We start from the raw sequence: 17,339 nt of genomic DNA on the forward strand, positions 1-17,339 counted from the left end.
GAAAATTCCAGACACGATGTAATCGATAACAAGCTTATAAATTTTAAGGGGGCAATATGAGTTTTTCGGATATCATTTCAGCTGTAAATAATTTTGTGTGGGGACCCGTTATGCTGGCACTGCTAATGGGAACCGGTATTTTTTTAACGGTGCGTTTAAAGTTTAAGCCATGGCTCAACCTGGGTTATGCACTAAAATCGGTTTTTGCGAAACAAGACAAGACCCATAGTGATGATTCGGGCGATATTTCACCGTTTCAATCACTGATGACAGCTCTGGCAGCCACTATCGGTACCGGGAATATTGTTGGGGTGGCTACGGCAATGGTACTGGGGGGGCCGGGCGCTCTGGTATGGATGTGGATTTCAGCTTTGTTTGGATTATCGACTAAATATGCTGAAAGTGTTCTGGCGGTTAAGTATCGGGAAACCAATGCCAAAGGTGAAATGGCCGGTGGTCCGATGTACGCCATGAAAAATGGTTTTAAGAACAAAAAAATTGGTTTGATTCTGGCATTTCTTTTTTCCTTGTTTGCCACGGTGGCATCCTTTGGAATCGGCAATATGACCCAGGCCAACTCCATTGCCGGAGCCGTTAATGGAACCTTTGGGGTGCCTACCTGGATCACCGGCCTGATTTTGATGGCATTGGCATTTATGGTTATTCTCGGCGGGATTAAGAGCATTGGTCGGGTATCCGGGGTCATTGTCCCATTCATGGCCGTCTTTTATGTGATGGCGTCAATTGTAGTTATTATCATCAATTTTGAGAATTTGCCAGCCGGAATTACTGAAATCTTTACCATGGCCTTTTCACCGACAGCAATGGCTGGTGGTGTTGGCGGTACCATTATTGCAACGATGCTGACAGCCATGCGTTGGGGAGTTGCCCGGGGTGTCTTCTCCAATGAAGCTGGTTTAGGGTCGGCACCAATCGCTGCGGCTGCCGCCAAAACCGATCATCCCTCACGACAAGGTTATATCAATATGACCGGAACTTTTTTTGATACCATCGTGGTTTGTACCATTACCGGTCTGGTAATTGCTTCATCCGGGGTGCTTGGGACATTGGATGCCAGTGGTGAAATTCTAATGGGTGCCAATCTGACCATTGCTGCCTTCCAATCGGCATTGGGACCAATTGGCGGCTATATTGTTACCGTTGGCATTACCCTGTTTGCCTTTTCAACCATATTGGGTTGGGAATATTATGGCGAAAAGTCGCTGGAGTATTTAATCAAAGCACCAATTGCGGTAACGATTTATCGGGTTCTCTATTGCCTGGTCGTTTTTGTTGGAGCCACGACGGCCTTGGAAATCGTCTGGAATTTATCGGATGCGATGAACGGCATGATGGCCATTCCCAATTTAATCAGTCTGCTCGTCTTAAGCAGTGTGGTTGCCAAGGAATGTTTTGAGTTTCAGACTGATTTTTTAATACCAGAGAAATTGGCCTTTAAAGAAGCTAAAAAGAAATAGTGAGTCAAGAGCAATTAAAAATTTAAAAAAAGTTATCAATTCACAAAAATTACTGTTGATGAACTGTTAATAAAGATTTTAACAGTTCATCCGCAGCCAATTATTGCGAAGAATTAATTTGTGAGGATAAAAGTTTTCGAATACACAATACTATCCACTTAAAAGAGATACAAACGATAAAAAGGTTAACATTAATCGTTTTCGGGCTAATAAACAAAAAAACGCTGCAAAATTCCGGCAAAAAATTACCTGTATTAAAGTGTATACACTCAAAAACTAATATGATATAATTTCATAGATAAAATTTTGCTATTTAAACCATCAATAAAAACACTTTGTTTTAATTTCAAGGAGGAAAATCATGCCTAAAAAAATGATGACAATGGATGGAAATACAGCAGCTGCTCATGTTGCCTATGCGTTTACTGAGGTTGCAGCTATTTTTCCAATTACCCCTTCATCCCCAATGGCCGAATATGCGGACGTTTGGGCTTCTCAGGGACGAAAAAATATTTTTGGTGAAACTGTCAAAGTTTCAGAAATGCAATCAGAAGGTGGTGCCGCTGGTGCGGTTCACGGTTCGCTGGCAGCTGGTGCCTTAACCACCACCTTTACTGCATCCCAGGGACTTTTACTGATGATCCCGAATATGTATAAAATTGCTGGCGAATTGTTGCCTGGCGTTTTTCATGTTACCGCCCGTACGTTGGCAGCCCAAGCTTTGTCTATTTTTGGTGATCACAGTGATGTGATGGCTTGTCGTCAAACTGGTTTTGCCTTGTTGGCATCCGGTGGTGTCCAGGAAGTAATGGATCTGGCTGCGATTGCTCATCTGGCTGCCATTAAAAGCCGGGTGCCATTTATGCACTTCTTTGATGGTTTCAGAACGTCACATGAGATTCAAAAGATTGAAGTGATCGATTATGATGTCTTTAAAAAGTTGGCCGATTTTGAAGCGATTCAAGAATTCAGAAACCGGGCCTTAAATCCCGAACACCCAGTAACTCGAGGAACCGCTCAGAATCCGGATATTTTCTTCCAGGCGAGAGAGGCTTGTAATCCGTTCTATGATAAGGTTCCAGAAATTGTTGCTGATTACATGGAAAAAATCTCGGCAGAAACCGGTCGGGAATACCACTTATTTGATTATTATGGTGCTGACGATGCCGAAAATATCATCGTTGCCATGGGTTCAGTAACCGATACGATTGAAGAAACGATCGATTATCTATTGAAACAGGGCGAAAAAATCGGCTTGATCAAGGTTCGTTTATTCAGACCGTTTGCGCCGGAATATTTACTAAAAGTATTGCCAAAAACCGTTAAGAAAATTGCCGTACTGGATCGTACCAAAGAACCAGGTTCATTAGGCGAGCCTTTATACCAAGATATCTGCACCGTCTTCTATGGCAAAGAATTCCAACCACTGATTGTTGGTGGTCGCTATGGACTCAGCTCAAAAGATACCACTCCTGCGCAAATTAAAGCCGTTTATGATAATTTAAAACTGGCACAGCCAAAAGATAAATTTACCATCGGGATTGTTGATGATGTCACCCACACCAATCTGGAACTGGGTGAAAACCTGCATACTGTTCCCGAAGGCACCAAAGGATGTAAATTCTGGGGTCTGGGATCTGACGGAACCGTTGGGGCCAATAAATCAGCCATTAAAATTATTGGGGATCATACCGATTTATATGCTCAAGGTTACTTCTCCTATGATAGTAAAAAATCCGGTGGGGTTACCGTTTCTCACCTGCGGTTTGGAAAAAAACCGATTAAGTCAACTTACTTAATTGTAAATTCTGACTTTGTTTCCTGCTCGACCCAAGCCTATGTTCACCAATATGACCTGTTAAAAGGATTGAAAAAAGGCGGAACCTTCCTGCTTAATACAGTCTGGGATGTTGCCGAATTGGATGAAAAATTACCAGCGTCATTAAAAAAATACATCGCTGATAATGACATTAATTTCTATATTATCAATGCGACTAAAATTGCGGAAGAAATTGGGCTGGGCCGTCGTACCAACATGATTATGCAATCAGCGTTCTTTAAACTGGCCGACATTATTCCAATTGAAGATGCGGTTGCCTTCTCTAAAGCGGGGATTCAAAAATCTTATGGTAAAAAAGGTCAAAAAATTGTTGATATGAACAATGCTGCTGTTGATCAGGGGATTGATGCGCTGGTTAAAGTCGATGTTCCGGCTGCCTGGAAAGAGCTTAAAGCTGACGAAGCAACTGAAGAAAATGTACCAGAATTCATCACAAAGATTTTACGTCCGATCAACCGATTGGAAGGCGATGATATTCCGGTATCAACCTTTACTGGCGTGGAAGACGGAACCTTTATGTCTGGTTCTTCAGCCTACGAAAAACGGGGTATCGCTGTTAATGTGCCAAAATGGATTCCTGAAAACTGTATCCAGTGTAATCAGTGTTCATTTGTCTGCCCACATGCTGCCATCCGTCCGGTGTTAGTGGATGCTGGTGAAAAAGCGGCAGCGCCAGAAGGCTTTACCACTGTTAAAGCGACCGGAAAACAATTTGATGGCTTAGAGTACCGAATCCAGGTCAGCACCCTTGATTGTACTGGTTGCGGTAACTGTCAGGATGCTTGTCCGGCTAAAACCAAAGCCCTGGAAATGGAACCAATCGATACGCAGGCAGATCAAATCCCAATGTGGAACTATGCGACCACGGTTACGATTAAAGATAACCTGATGAATAAGGCGACTGTTAAAGGCAGCCAGTTCTGTCAGCCATTGCTTGAGTTCTCCGGAGCCTGTGCCGGTTGTGGTGAAACACCATACATTAAAACCATTACCCAATTGTTTGGGGATCGCATGCTGGTTGCCAATGCTACCGGTTGTTCATCAATCTGGGGAGCATCGTCACCTTCTACACCTTACTGCAAAAATGCCGCAGGAAAAGGACCAGCCTGGGCCAACTCTTTATTTGAAGACAATGCCGAGTATGGCTTCGGGATGATGCTGGCAACTGAAAAAATGGCTGATACCATTGAAAACTATCTAAAAGAAATCATTGCTGGCGATGCTCCAGAAGCTGTTAAAACAGCAGCGCAAGCCTGGATTGACAGTAGAAAAGATGCGGAAGCTTCCAAAATTGCCTCAGCTAAACTGGTTGAAGTCTTAACTGCTTATACACCAAGCGAAGCACTGGCAACCTATGCCAAGTTTATTCTGGACAATCAGTCATACCTGATCAAAAAATCCCAATGGATTTTTGGTGGCGATGGCTGGGCTTACGATATCGGATACGGCGGATTGGATCATGTTTTAGCGTCACGCAAAAACATCAACGTATTCGTACTGGATACCGAAATCTACTCCAACACCGGTGGTCAGGCTTCTAAGTCAACACCAACCGCAGCAGTGGCACAATTCGCCTCCGCTGGTGAACGAATCAAGAAAAAAGACCTTGGTATGATGGCGGCAACCTACGGTTATGTTTATGTTGCTCAGGTAGCCATGGGCGCAGACAAAAATCAATTTATGAAAGCCCTTCAGGAAGCTGAAGCCTATGATGGTCCATCACTGATCATTGCGTATGCGCCTTGTATCAACCATGGTATCAAAGGTGGTATGAGCCGGACCCAAACCCACGAAGCATTTGCTGTGGAATCCGGATACTGGCATCTGTACCGATTCAATCCAACCCTGAAAGAAGAGGGTAAAAATCCATTTATCCTTGATTCCAAAGAACCGGATATGGATAAATTCACCGAATTCCTGGATTCAGAAGTTCGATACACCTCATTAAAACTGACCTTCCCGGAAGTTTCAGCAACTCTTTATGATAAAGCAAAAGAAGAAGCAATGGAACGTTACCTGGGTTACAAACAAAAAGCAGAAATGTAATTAAATTTTTGACACGAGAGACCCGCAGGGTTTTTCGTGTCGATCATAAAAAAGCTCCCGTGGGCAATCCCAGGGGAGCTTTTTTATTGGACTTACCACAAATTGTCGATCGGAAAAGGAACACTATTTGCACTTTTGTGGGGATGGGTGCCGTCTGATAAATCCGTCCAGATCATCTTCCGGGTTATGGACAGTGAGTTCCATTTTGTCCAGATCAAAATCAAAATCGAAGGTTGTGTCTGATTTTAATTCTTCCAGGACATCCATGATTAATTGACCATCTGCGACATCTTTCATACTGAGAACGGCTTTGCCATGATCATCAAAATCGGCAGCTTTTACTTGTTCATGAATGGCTTCGATAATACGTTTCTTTTCCATAAGAACACCTCTTTCTAATATTATTGTGATTATTTTTTTATTACCCAAATATTTAACTATTATCCATCGATAACGATTTTTTAAAAGACTAATGAAACTTTATTTTTGTTTAAATATAAAAATAAAGGATATTAAAACAAGGAGAATTGCATTTTACTTAGAATAGAGATAATAGACCCTTAAAAGTCAAGACTTTAATCTAAAAAAGGAAAATACAAATGACAACTTACTATTCCGAAGAATTGATACAATCTGTCATCGACGCCAATGATATTGTGGATGTGACTTCGGGTTACATGACCTTAAAAAGGGTTGGCAACTCATTCAAAGGAAAATGTCCTTTTCATAATGAAAAAACAGCGTCCTTCACGGTGTCCCGGGAAAAACAGCTTTATCATTGTTTTGGCTGTGGGGCCGGAGGTAATGTGATTACTTTTATTATGGAAATGGAAAAATTGCCTTTTATGGATGCTCTCAAATTTCTGGCTACTCGGGCAAATATGGTTTTGCCGGAAAAACAGAATCAGCAGGAAGACCACCAGGCCTATGAAAAAAAGAAGCGTCTCTATGAATTGCATCGGCAGGCAGCCAACTACTATTATAAGATTTTGAAAAAGAATCCATCGGCTCGGGAATATCTACGTCAGCGCAGGATCAGTCAGGAAACCATCCGAGAATTTGGGCTAGGTTATGCCAGTGAGGACTGGGGCCGATTGACCGATTTTCTGGCGGCCAGCGGATTTTCTCAGGAAGAAATGCTGGCTTCAGGATTGGTATTATCTTCAGAAAAAAATCGCCATTACGATCGTTTTCGCAGTCGGATTATGTTTCCCATTGTTAATCCCCGGGGACAGATTGTCGGGTTTGGCGGTCGTCTGATGGTAACCGGACAAAATGGGCCCAAGTACCTAAACTCCCCGGAAACCCCAATTTTTTCCAAAAGTTATGAGCTTTATAATCTCAATCATTGTAAGAACTTTTTGGAAGATGGGCATATCGTGATTGTGGAAGGTTACATGGATGTGATCTCTTTATATGAAAAAGGGATTAAAAATACCGTAGCAGCATTGGGAACGGCCTTTACCCCCTTTCATGGAAAAATTCTGGAGCGTTATGCCAATGAGGTGATCATTGCCTTTGATGGCGACAGTGCAGGGAAATCGGCAACAGAAAAAGCCATGAATATCTTGAAAAAGACCAACTTAAATGTTAAAATATTAAACTTGCCGAGCAATGAGGATCCTGATTCCTTTGTCCAAAAATTTGGTCAACAGGGATTTTTGGATGCGGTCACCAAGGCCTTAACCATTGTTGAATATGAATTGGGATTACTAAAAAAACACAATGATCTTTCTCAAACCGATGGACGGCTCCGCTATGGCAATGAAGCAATTAACGTACTAAAGCAGCTGGAGACATCACTGGAAGTTGATTACTACAGCAAAATGGTGGCTGGTGAAACAGGAATTAATCAGGAAGTGATAAGACGCGAGGTCATGCGCTCAAAAAAACGGCCGGATAATCCAGTTCAACTGGTTGAATCGACCCATAATGTGGTAACGCCACAAAAAATTCCCAGGGCCTACCAAAATGCTCAGGAAGTGGTGATTCGCTACTGTTTAAAAAACCCGGAAATTATCGATGACGTTCCGATTGACTTTCTGACCGACTCGTTCTATCAGGAACTGATCAGCGTTCTTTTAGAAAAGCGGAAAACCGGCAGCCGGATTGAAGTTAATCAGATGATGTCACATTTTGAAGATTCCAAAGAAGTTAAAAAATTAGTTGAGTTTATGATGAACGAGGATGAAGTCTCCCGGTCAGATTATCACGATGCTTTGGAAATAATGAATCGATTTTATAATGAAGCTCAACTCGACCGACTTTCCGAACAAATTAAGCGGGAGTCAACGACTGGTAATGACGATGAGGTGGCACGGCTCACCAATCAACTCATAGAGATTAAGAAAATGATGAAAGAAAACGGGAGGCACTAAAATGAAACTCGAGAAAGTAAAAACCGACGATGTGATCATCGATATTGACGACGACATCATTGAAATCGAAAAAGTCGCCATTGAGCTGATGCCGGAGGTGCAGCAGCTGTTAAAGCGGGGGAAATCAAAAGGAAATTTAAATAACCACGATTTTGAAGAAATTTTGGATAAGGCGGATCTTGACCCTGAAGAAATTGATTCAATCTATTTGTATCTGCAAAAAGAAGGGATCGAAATCGCTTTTACCGATCTCGAACTGGAAGCCCTGGAAGCGGCGGAACTTGAGGAAGAGAACCAGAAAGAACTTGAACTGGCAGATTCAGTCAGTGTCAATGATCCGGTTCGTTTATACTTAAAAGAAATCGGGAAGGTACCCTTACTGACCGGCGATGAAGAAATGGAATTGGCTCGCCGCATGGAAGCAGGCGATGAGATGGCCAAGAAAGAATTGGCTGAAGCCAACCTGCGACTGGTCGTCAGTATCGCCAAGCGTTATGTGGGCCGGGGTATGTCGTTTCTCGATCTGATTCAGGAAGGAAACCTCGGCTTGATCAAGGCGGTTGAGAAATTTGATTATACCAAGGGTTTTAAATTCAGTACCTATGCTACCTGGTGGATTCGCCAGGCGATTACCCGGGCCATTGCCGATCAGGCCAGAACGATCCGAATCCCGGTACACATGGTCGAGACCATCAATAAATTGATCCGGGTTTCCCGGCAATTGCTGCAGGAATACGGGCGGGAACCAACCCCCGCAGAAATCGGCAAGGAAATGGGTTTTTCTGAAGAAAAAGTTCGGGAAATTCAGAAAATTGCTCAGGATCCGGTTTCTTTGGAAACCCCGATTGGGGAAGAAGAAGACAGCCATTTGGGTGATTTTATTCCCGATGAAGAGGCCCCGGCACCAGCTGAAGCGGCATCCTATGCACTGCTGAAAGAACAGCTGATTGAAGTGTTAAATACCCTGACCGAACGTGAAGAAAAGGTGCTGCGATTACGTTTTGGTCTCGATGATGGTCGGGCTCGAACACTTGAAGAAGTCGGCAAAGAGTTTAACGTCACCCGGGAACGGATCCGACAGATTGAAGCCAAGGCGCTGCGTAAACTCAGACACCCCAGCCGCAGCAAGAAATTGAAGGATTACTTAACCTAAAATGAAGATTAAATTAAGTCCAAGGCTTGAGGTGATTGCCGGTTGTGTGACCGGGGCCTGCTCGATGGCGGATATTGGCACCGATCATGGTTACCTGCCAGCGTACCTGGTAGAAAACAAGGGTGTTTGCAGGGCCATCGCCAGCGACATTAACCAGCAACCACTGAAAAAAGCTCAAAAAATTATCGACGCCCAACAATTACAAAAACAGATCGAGACCCGACTTGGTTCGGGTCTTTCTGTGCTTAAACCTGGCGAGGTTGAGGTTGTTGTTATGGCAGGGATGGGGGGGCTCCTGATCCGGGATCTGCTAAAAGCCCAGCCAGCTGTTGCCAGAGCGGCAAAAAAACTGGTTTTGCAGCCAATGAATAATCAGGCAGTGTTACGAAGATATCTGGAAACAGCGGGGTTTTTAATTACCCGGGAAGAGCTGGCTCGGGAAGGCGATCGGGTTTATGAGATCATTGTGGCCGAGCCGGGAGCGATGATTGTTACCACCCCATTGGAATATGAATTGGGTTTTGAGTATTATAGGCATCAGCATCCTTTGCTGGGTGCTCTGATCGACCGAAAAATATTTTTGGAACAACAGATTGTAACCAGTACCCGGGGAAGAACCACGGCGGTGGCGGCCAAGCAATTTCAGGAAAGTAGTAGGTTTATCGAAAAACTGAATGAGGTGAAAAAATGTCTGTCAAACTAAATCAAATCATCCAGACCATTGAAGCCCTGGCCCCGGAAAGACTGGCTGAAAGCTGGGATAACGTCGGCCTTCAGGTCGGATCGCGGCAACAGTGTATTAACCGGATTCTGTTGACCCTGGATGTTACGGCTGATGTAGTTGATGAAGCGGTTGTAAAAAAAGCCGATCTGATTATCGCCCATCACCCATTTATTTTTAATGGCTTAAAAACCGTATCCTGTGACGGCGAAAAAGGCCAAATGATTGCCCAATTGATTATAAATGACGTCGCTGTTTATGTGGCCCATACCAATTTGGATAAGGCCGCCAAGGGGCTTAACCACTATTTGGCCGAGATTATCGGCCTTGAAAAGATTAAAACTCTGGAACCCTCAAATCCGACGAGGTATTATAAACTGGTCGTCTTTACGCCGGTGGAAGCCAGTCATAAAATCATCGAGGTATTAGGTAAAAACGGTGCCGGGGCCATCGGTGATTACGATTATTGCACCTATCGATCCTCCGGAACCGGTACTTTTCGCCCGAAGGAAGGCGCCAAACCATTTATTGGGGCGGTAGATAAGATGACCAGCGTTTCGGAAGATCGGATTGAAGCCATTGTAGCGGCGCCTGAATTAAAGAATCTGATTGCGGCCCTAAAAAGAAATCATCCCTACGAAGCGATGGCCTATGATGTGATCCCGCTGGAAAATGGGGATTTAATCAATGAAAACGGACTCGGAAAAATTGGGATATTAAGTCAGCCTATCGGAGCCGTCGATTTTATTACCGAAATAAAAAAACGGTTGGATCTCCCCACTTTAAGAGGGGCCGGTAAGGTTCCGGAGATTGTTCGTCGGGTGGCTATCTGTTCCGGCGCTGGAGCGGACATGATCGGCCTGGCCAAAGCCAAAAGAGCCGATGTGCTAATCACCGGGGATCTCAAACATCACGACGGGCAACGGGCTCTGGAAAACAACATCTGGGTGCTGGATGCTGGTCATTACGGCACTGAGAAATGGGTAACCGACTGTCTTAAACAAATGCTGACAGCCGGTTTGGAGGACGCCTGCCCGGAAATGATTGTTGCAGAGTCGTCCCGGGATTTTATTGTGAATTATTAGAGGGTATAGCAAAAAAGGCTTGAAATTTGCGCAAGGACAGTGTATACTACAGTGATTTAGTAAATCAGATAGTCGCACCCGGAGTAATCCGGTTGAGGAAAGTCCGAGCTCCACAGAGCAGGGTGCCGGGTAACACCCGGTGGAGGCGACTCTAAGGCAAGTGCAACAGAAAGTATACCGCCAGCAATGGTAAGGATGAAAGGGTGAGGTAAGAGCTCACCAGCGGTGTGGTAACACATCGGCTATGTAAACCCCACCTGGAGCAAGACCAAGAACGGACTGTAAAAGACGGCTGCTCGTCGTTGTCCTATGGTAGGTCGCTAGAATTTATTGGTAACAATAAATCGAGATAGATGACTATTTAAACAGAACTCGGCTTATAGATTTAGTAAATCACAAATGTAAGTTAAGACTATTGCAGAACTCTGCAATAGTCTTTTTGCGTTTTTTGACCGGGGATTGTATAATGAGAGTAAAGTTTTTAGGTAATTGCGAAACTACCGTGAGCTTTGCGTTCAGTTTCGCACGAAACAATTTTTACACTGTACGGCGGACAGTTCGATGAACTGTTCGCCTACACGTTACAAAATTGTTTGTGGAAAATGCACACAAAGCAATTATTGTTCGGTGTTTTTTCATTTCGCAATTACCTAAGTAAAGTTTTCAGTGGGAGAATACCATGAAGAAAAAAGAAGCCATCGAAAAAATGATCCATAATAGTTTAAAAATGAATAAACCGGTGATTGGGGTGGCGGTGGGGTCTGGTCTTTTTGCCAAGCAGGCGGTTAAGGGCGGGGCTGATTTGTTGCTGACCCTGAGTGCTGGTCGCTTTCGTTCGGCGGGCATTCCGTCGATTGGATGCATGATGCCATTTTCCAACAGCAATGAGTTGGTGTTCGATTTTTCCAGCCGGGAGATACTGCCAAAACTCAAAGATCGGGCCGTGATCTGTGGGATCAATGCCACTGACCCCAATTACTCTCATCAGGAATTGATTCAAAAAGTCCGGGATCTGGGTTTTAGCGGCGTCAATAATTTTCCTACCGTGGGATTGATTGACGGGCAATTCCGGGAATGGTTGGAGGAGAAGGGCCTGGGTTATGACCAGGAAATCGAATTTATGACAAAGGCTGTGGCCGCCGACCTCTTTACGATTGCCTTTGTCTTTAATGAAGAGCAGGCTCGGGCCATGACCCGGGCAGGGGTAGATGTTGTCTGTGCCCATTTTGGTTGGACCCGGGGTGGTGAGAAATCCGGCAAGGTTTTTTCCACCATCAATGAATGCCTGGAAATGACAGAAGCAATTTTTGCGGCCGTCGATGAGATTAATCCCCGCACCTATAAGATGATTTATGGAGGGCCCATCAATTCACCGGAGGATGCCTATTATTTTTATAAAAACTCCCAGACTATCGGTTATATTGGAGGCTCCAGCTTTGAGCGGATTCCCACTGAACTGGCGATTTCGGAAACGACCGACAAGTTTAAAAATTATTATAAATTAAAACAGGAAAATAAGCATTTAAAGAAAGAACTGCTGAAAAAGCGGGGATTTGATGAGATTGTCGGGCAAAGTGTAATCATGCAGGATATGTATGAACTGATCAATAAGGTGGCCGACAAGGATGTTAATGTGCTAATTCAGGGAGAAAGCGGAACCGGTAAAGAGCTGGTGGCCAAGGCATTGCATTTTAACAGTAAACGTTGTCTGGGTCCGCTGATCAAGGTGAATTGCGCCGCTTTGCCACCAAATTTATTGGAAAGTGAGTTGTTTGGCCATGAAAAGGGGGCTTTTACCGGGGCCGATAAACGGCGGCTGGGGAAATTTGAACTGGCCAATAATGGCACCCTGTTTCTGGATGAGATTGGGGAAATGGATGTCGATCTCCAGGCGAAGGTGCTGCGGATTATTCAGCAACAGGAGTTTGAACGGGTTGGCGGCGAAAAAACTATTTTTGTCGATGTGCGAATTGTCTGTGCCACCAATGTCGATATTAAACAGGCGGTGGCGGACAATCATTTCCGGGAGGATCTTTACTATCGGCTGAATGTGGTAGAAATCAATACCCCACCGTTACGGCGGCATACCGAGGACATTCCATTACTTTGCAATCGCTTTTTGGACGAATTCAAAATAAAGTATCAGCTGGAAGAGAAGCGACTGGCCCCGGATGCCATGGCCTATCTGATGGAATGTCCATGGCCGGGCAATGTTCGCGAACTCAAACATGTACTGGAGCGGGCGGTGATCCTCAGTGAAGGCAAATACATAAGGCGGGATGACATGGTGGTGGAAGAATTGCACAAACCAAAATCCGGAAGCAAACCCCAGTCGCTTGAAGTTCATGGGCCGGAGATGCTGTTAACCAGCAAGGAACATCTGGAAAGTAATTATATTCGGGAAATTCTTAAAGCCTGCCAATGGAACCGCACCGAAGCAGCCCAACGAATCGGTATTTCCCGACGAACCCTTTACAATAAAATCATGAAATACCATTTATCCACAGAATCGGAAGGCGCCGATTAAATGACTGGGCAATATTTACTCGATTTGAGAAAATATTGCCCAGTTGATATTTTTATGGGAAATCACTTGCCCATTGATTCATTTTTAATGGCGGCAACAGCGGATTTGAGCGTTTTAATTTTTGGCATAAACCTTGCGTATTTAATAAATTTAAATAATTTATTAAATTCAAAGCGACTTAATAAAATGAGATTTGTTCGCAGTAATAACAAGTCAAATAAGTTAAGTAAAAAATCACAAGGGGGGCATGGAATGAAAAATGTGTTAATCGTCGGAACCTTTGATACCAAGGGTCATGAATTCCAGTTTATTAAGGAATTGATTGAAAAGCAGGGCTTAAGTACCACCACGATCAACTGTGGGGTGATGGGCGAGCCGTTATTTGAGCCGGATATCACCAGTGAAGCGGTTGCTATCGCCGGGGGATCATCTTTAGATGAGTTGCAACAGCAACATGATCGCGGCTTGGGTATTGACGTGATGATGGCCGGGGCTGCAAAAATTACCAGAGAGCTGTATGACCAGGGTAAGGTTGACGGCGTCATCAGTCTGGGGGGATCAGCCGGAACCACTATTGGTACCTTTGCGATGCGAAGTTTGCCTGTAGGTGTGCCGAAGATTATGGTTTCTACCGTGGCTTCAGGTGATACCCGTCCCTATGTTGGTGAAAAAGATATCACAATGATGTATTCAGTGGTCGATATTTCCGGGATCAACAGCATCTCCAATCATATTCTGGCCAATGCCGCCAATGCCATCGCCGGGATGGCCAGCTTTGATATTCCTGAGCTAAAGGAAGAAAAACCCTTGCTGGCAGCCACCATGTTTGGGGTTACGACGCCTTGTGTTACCACGGCCAGAGAATATCTCGAAGATCAGGGCTATGAGGTGCTGGTATTCCACGCTACCGGTGCTGGTGGGATGGCCATGGAAAGCTTGATTGAAGCGGGCTTTATCAAAGGCGTATTTGATGCCACAACCACCGAGTGGTGTGATGAGGTAGCTGGCGGGGTCTTCACAGCGGGGCCAACCCGACTGGAAGCGGCTGCCAAGGCGGGAATCCCCGAGGTCGTTTCGGTGGGGGCACTCGATATGGTCAATTTTGGGGCCATTGAAACCGTTCCTGAAAAATATAAAGATCGTAACCTCTATAAACATAATGCCAGCGTTACCCTGATGCGAACCACCGTAGACGAGTGTTCTCAGATGGGCAAAATCATTGCCAGCAAGTTAAATATGGCCACCGGCCCGGTTGCTTTGTTTATTCCGCTAAAAGGAGTTTCTGCCATTGACGTGGAAGGCGCACCGTTCTATGGTCCGGAAGAAGATGCCGAACTGTTTGCCCAATTGCGGGCCAACATCGACGATCAAGTCGAACTGGTGGAAATGGATACCGATATCAACGACGAAGCCTTTGCCTTGGCAATGGCTGAGAAATTGATTACGATGATTGAAAAAAAGAACGCATAAAGGAGAAACTAACATGGCAATAAAACGAGAAGAAGTATTAAGACGGCTAAGAGAACAGGAAGCTAACGGAATTTCGGTGGTTGGCGCTGGAGCGGGAACTGGGATTTCGGCCAAATGCGCTGAGGCTGGTGGCGTGGATCTGATTATTATTTACAATTCCGGCCGGTATCGGATGGCTGGCCGGGGTTCTTTAGCCGGCCTGTTATCTTATGGCGATGCCAATGCCATTGTTATGGACATGGCCCGAGAAGTGGTGACGATTGTAAAAGATACGCCAGTTCTGGCCGGGGTCTGCGGCACCGATCCGTTTAGAGATATGGAGATGTTTTTAAAACAGGTTAAAGAAGCCGGCTTTTCCGGCGTGCAGAATTTTCCGACCGTCGGCTTAATCGATGGGGTGTTCCGGCAAAACCTGGAAGAAACCAATATGGGCTATGATCTGGAAGTGGAGATGATCAGGAAAGCCCATGAGTTGGATCTGGTCACGACTCCCTATGTTTTTAATGTCGAAGAGGCCGAAAAAATGGCCAAAGCTGGTGCCGATGTACTGGTTGCCCATATGGGACTGACCACTAAAGGGAGCATCGGGGCCGGAACTGCAAAAACCCTGGACGACTGTGTCAAGCTGACCCAGGAGATCTGTGACGCTGGCAAAGCCATTAATCCGGACATTATGGTCATTGTTCACGGTGGCCCGGTGGCTGAACCGGAAGATGCCAAGTATGTGCTTGATCGTACAACTGGCGTTTGCGGCTTCTTTGGCGCATCCAGCATCGAGCGTCTACCAACCGAAATTGCCATCACCAAACAGGTTAAGGATTTTAAAGACATCAAACTGTAAAATTAATTATAGGTAAAAGTAATTGACATTGATAAAAGAAAGCACATACTGTACATAAGCACATGATGTAACAATTGGTCGGTACGGTACTTATGCAATAAACCAGGCGTTGAATAAAAAGTAAATTCTTTTTATTCAACGCTTTTTGTTTTACACTTTCAAACTATTTGGTATAATGATACGAAATGAGTTGATGTCGGGAGAATGGATTTTGGACAACACAAAAAGCATGCAAAATAAGAATTCAGTGTTAACCATCGATTGCGGCACCCGAGGACTTCGGGGCATTATTTTTGATGAGACCGGTAATGAGTTGGCTAAAAGCGAAGAATTATTCAAGGGCTATTATTCGAAACATTTCCAATGGAAAGAAGCTGCTCCAGAAATGTTCTGGAAGGCCCTGGTTAAAGTGATTTCGGAGCTTAAGGAAAACGCACCGGGGCTGTTTTTGACCATTCGGGGAATGACGGTGTCTTGTCAGCGGGATGTGATCACGGTGGTAGATGAAAGTGGTGAGCCGCTGCGCAATTTTATCAGTTGGTTGGATCGCCGGGAATTAGCCGAACCGCTACCCTATCCCTGGCCTTATGCGCTGCTCTTTAAATGTATTGGGTTTAGCACCTACGCCAAATCCTTCAGTCAAACTGCTCATGTCAACTGGATCAAGATGCAGGAACCGGAGATCTGGGCCAAAGCCCACAAGGTCGTTTTTCTTTCGACCTATTTTTTGAGTCGATTGACTGGGAAACTAGCTGACAGTCGTTCCAACACTGCCGGTCATCTGCCCTTTGATACGAAAAAGAAACAGTGGTGTGGCAAGTATAACGTCAAAACGCAGATTCTTCAGGTTGAGCCGGAAAAATGCTATGAGCTGACCGACTCCTGCGAAATCATCGGATATCTGACGGCAACTGCCGCCGCAGTCACTGGCCTGCCAGTGGGTTTGCCGATTGTCGCTTCAGGGACGGATAAAGGCTGTGAAACTCTTGGTGTCGGGGCTTTGACACCGGAGGTCGCCAGTATTTCTCTGGGTACCCAATCAACGGTGGAGGTAACCACAAAAAAATATGTGGAGCTCTACCCCTTCTACCCTTCCTTTGCAGCGGTGGAAAATGACGCATATAATCCCGAAGTGACTATTTATCACGGATTTTGGATGGTCGATTGGTATAACCGGGAATTTCTTGATCAGTCTGATCCCCAAGCGATTCATGAGGTTTTGGAGGGCTATCTGGAGACGACCCGGCCGGGAGCGGATGGCCTGGTTCATCAGCCCTATTGGGGTCGCGAAGCCTTTCGGCCGGAAGCCCGGGGAACCTTTATCGGCTTTAGTGAGGGTCATGACAAGCGACATATTTACCGGGCCATCATTGAAGGTCTGGGCTACGCCCTGCTGGAGGGGGTAAAACGGATTGAACGCAAAACAAAAGTTCCAATTCAGGCTGTTGGGCTGTCTGGCGGGGGCTCCCGCAGTGATGGGGTGGCTCAGATCATGGCCGATATTTTTAATCGGCCGGTGTACCGGGTTCAGACCTTTGAGACAACTGGTTTAGGCGCCGCCATCGCCACCTTTGTGGGCTTAAATCATTATCCGGATATTCACACTGCCAGTGCGGCGATGATTAGAAAATCCCGAGTTTTTGAACCCAACCCGGAAAATGCAATAATCTATACAGAAATTTATAGTAAATTATATAAGCAACTATATCGTCGGGTTAAACCCTTATATCAGTCGTATGATTAAATTCAGATGAGCAAAAGATAAGAACCGACGGGTTAGAGAAGAGGTCATAAAATAAA

General features: G+C 45.0%; 11 protein-coding genes and 1 other RNA gene. 11 read left to right on the forward strand and 1 reads right to left on the reverse strand.

Translation table 11 applies throughout. From position 1 onward, the window contains the following. Positions 1-56: 56 nt before the first annotated feature. Together CHL1_RS05485 and nifJ are read left to right on the forward strand one after the other, a co-directional pair. Entirely contained in the window at positions 57-1,478 is a 1,422-nt protein-coding gene (locus tag CHL1_RS05485) for an alanine/glycine:cation symporter family protein (protein WP_250935140.1), read from the forward strand. 361 nt (positions 1,479-1,839) lie between these two features. Beyond that, positions 1,840-5,364: a pyruvate:ferredoxin (flavodoxin) oxidoreductase gene (nifJ, locus tag CHL1_RS05490; protein ID WP_250935142.1), complete on the forward strand. Its 3,525-nt coding sequence runs from the start codon at positions 1,840-1,842 to the stop codon at positions 5,362-5,364. 123 nt (positions 5,365-5,487) lie between these two features. Here the strand turns inward: nifJ and CHL1_RS05495 are convergent, their stop codons facing one another. Then, positions 5,488-5,745 (reverse strand): hypothetical protein, encoded by a 258-nt coding sequence (locus CHL1_RS05495; protein WP_070370174.1) that lies wholly within the window; start codon positions 5,743-5,745, stop codon positions 5,488-5,490. Between the two features lie 218 nt (positions 5,746-5,963). On the opposite strand from CHL1_RS05495, the gene dnaG reads away from it, so the two are divergent. From dnaG to CHL1_RS05540, 9 genes are all read left to right on the forward strand, one after another. Next, the gene (gene dnaG / locus CHL1_RS05500) at positions 5,964-7,742 is read left to right on the forward strand and encodes a DNA primase (RefSeq protein WP_250935144.1); all 1,779 of its coding nucleotides are present in this window, start codon (positions 5,964-5,966) and stop codon (positions 7,740-7,742) included. Between the two features lie 88 nt (positions 7,743-7,830). Further along, entirely contained in the window at positions 7,831-8,895 is a 1,065-nt protein-coding gene (gene rpoD / locus CHL1_RS05505; protein WP_148637578.1) for an RNA polymerase sigma factor RpoD, read from the forward strand. A 1-nt stretch (position 8,896) separates the two neighbouring features. Beyond that, entirely contained in the window at positions 8,897-9,598 is a 702-nt protein-coding gene (locus CHL1_RS05510) for a tRNA (adenine(22)-N(1))-methyltransferase (RefSeq protein WP_250935146.1), read from the forward strand. After that, positions 9,583-10,701, forward strand: a complete 1,119-nt coding sequence (locus CHL1_RS05515) for a Nif3-like dinuclear metal center hexameric protein (RefSeq protein ID WP_250935154.1) — start codon at positions 9,583-9,585, stop codon at positions 10,699-10,701. The genes CHL1_RS05510 and CHL1_RS05515 overlap by 16 nt, the downstream gene beginning before the upstream one ends. Positions 10,702-10,757: 56 nt before the next feature. Further along, positions 10,758-11,097: RNase P RNA component class A (rnpB, locus tag CHL1_RS05520), an RNA gene on the forward strand. A 283-nt stretch (positions 11,098-11,380) separates the two neighbouring features. After that, a complete protein-coding gene (locus tag CHL1_RS05525; protein WP_250935156.1) occupies positions 11,381-13,228 on the forward strand; it encodes a phosphoenolpyruvate hydrolase family protein in 1,848 nt (615 codons plus the stop codon). Positions 13,229-13,480: 252 nt separating this feature from the next. Then, positions 13,481-14,698 carry a Tm-1-like ATP-binding domain-containing protein gene (locus CHL1_RS05530; protein ID WP_250935158.1) on the forward strand — a complete coding sequence of 406 codons (1,218 nt, stop codon included), beginning with the start codon at positions 13,481-13,483 and terminating at the stop codon, positions 14,696-14,698. Between the two features lie 13 nt (positions 14,699-14,711). Further along, positions 14,712-15,539, forward strand: coding sequence for a phosphoenolpyruvate hydrolase family protein (locus tag CHL1_RS05535; RefSeq protein ID WP_070370180.1), 828 nt, complete (start codon positions 14,712-14,714; stop codon positions 15,537-15,539). A gap of 211 nt (positions 15,540-15,750) precedes the next feature. Then, positions 15,751-17,283 (forward strand): FGGY-family carbohydrate kinase, encoded by a 1,533-nt coding sequence (locus tag CHL1_RS05540; protein WP_250935160.1) that lies wholly within the window; start codon positions 15,751-15,753, stop codon positions 17,281-17,283. Positions 17,284-17,339: the final 56 nt, after the last annotated feature.

Source organism: Acetobacterium wieringae (assembly GCF_023700225.1).
GTDB lineage: Bacteria > Bacillota > Clostridia > Eubacteriales > Eubacteriaceae > Acetobacterium > Acetobacterium wieringae.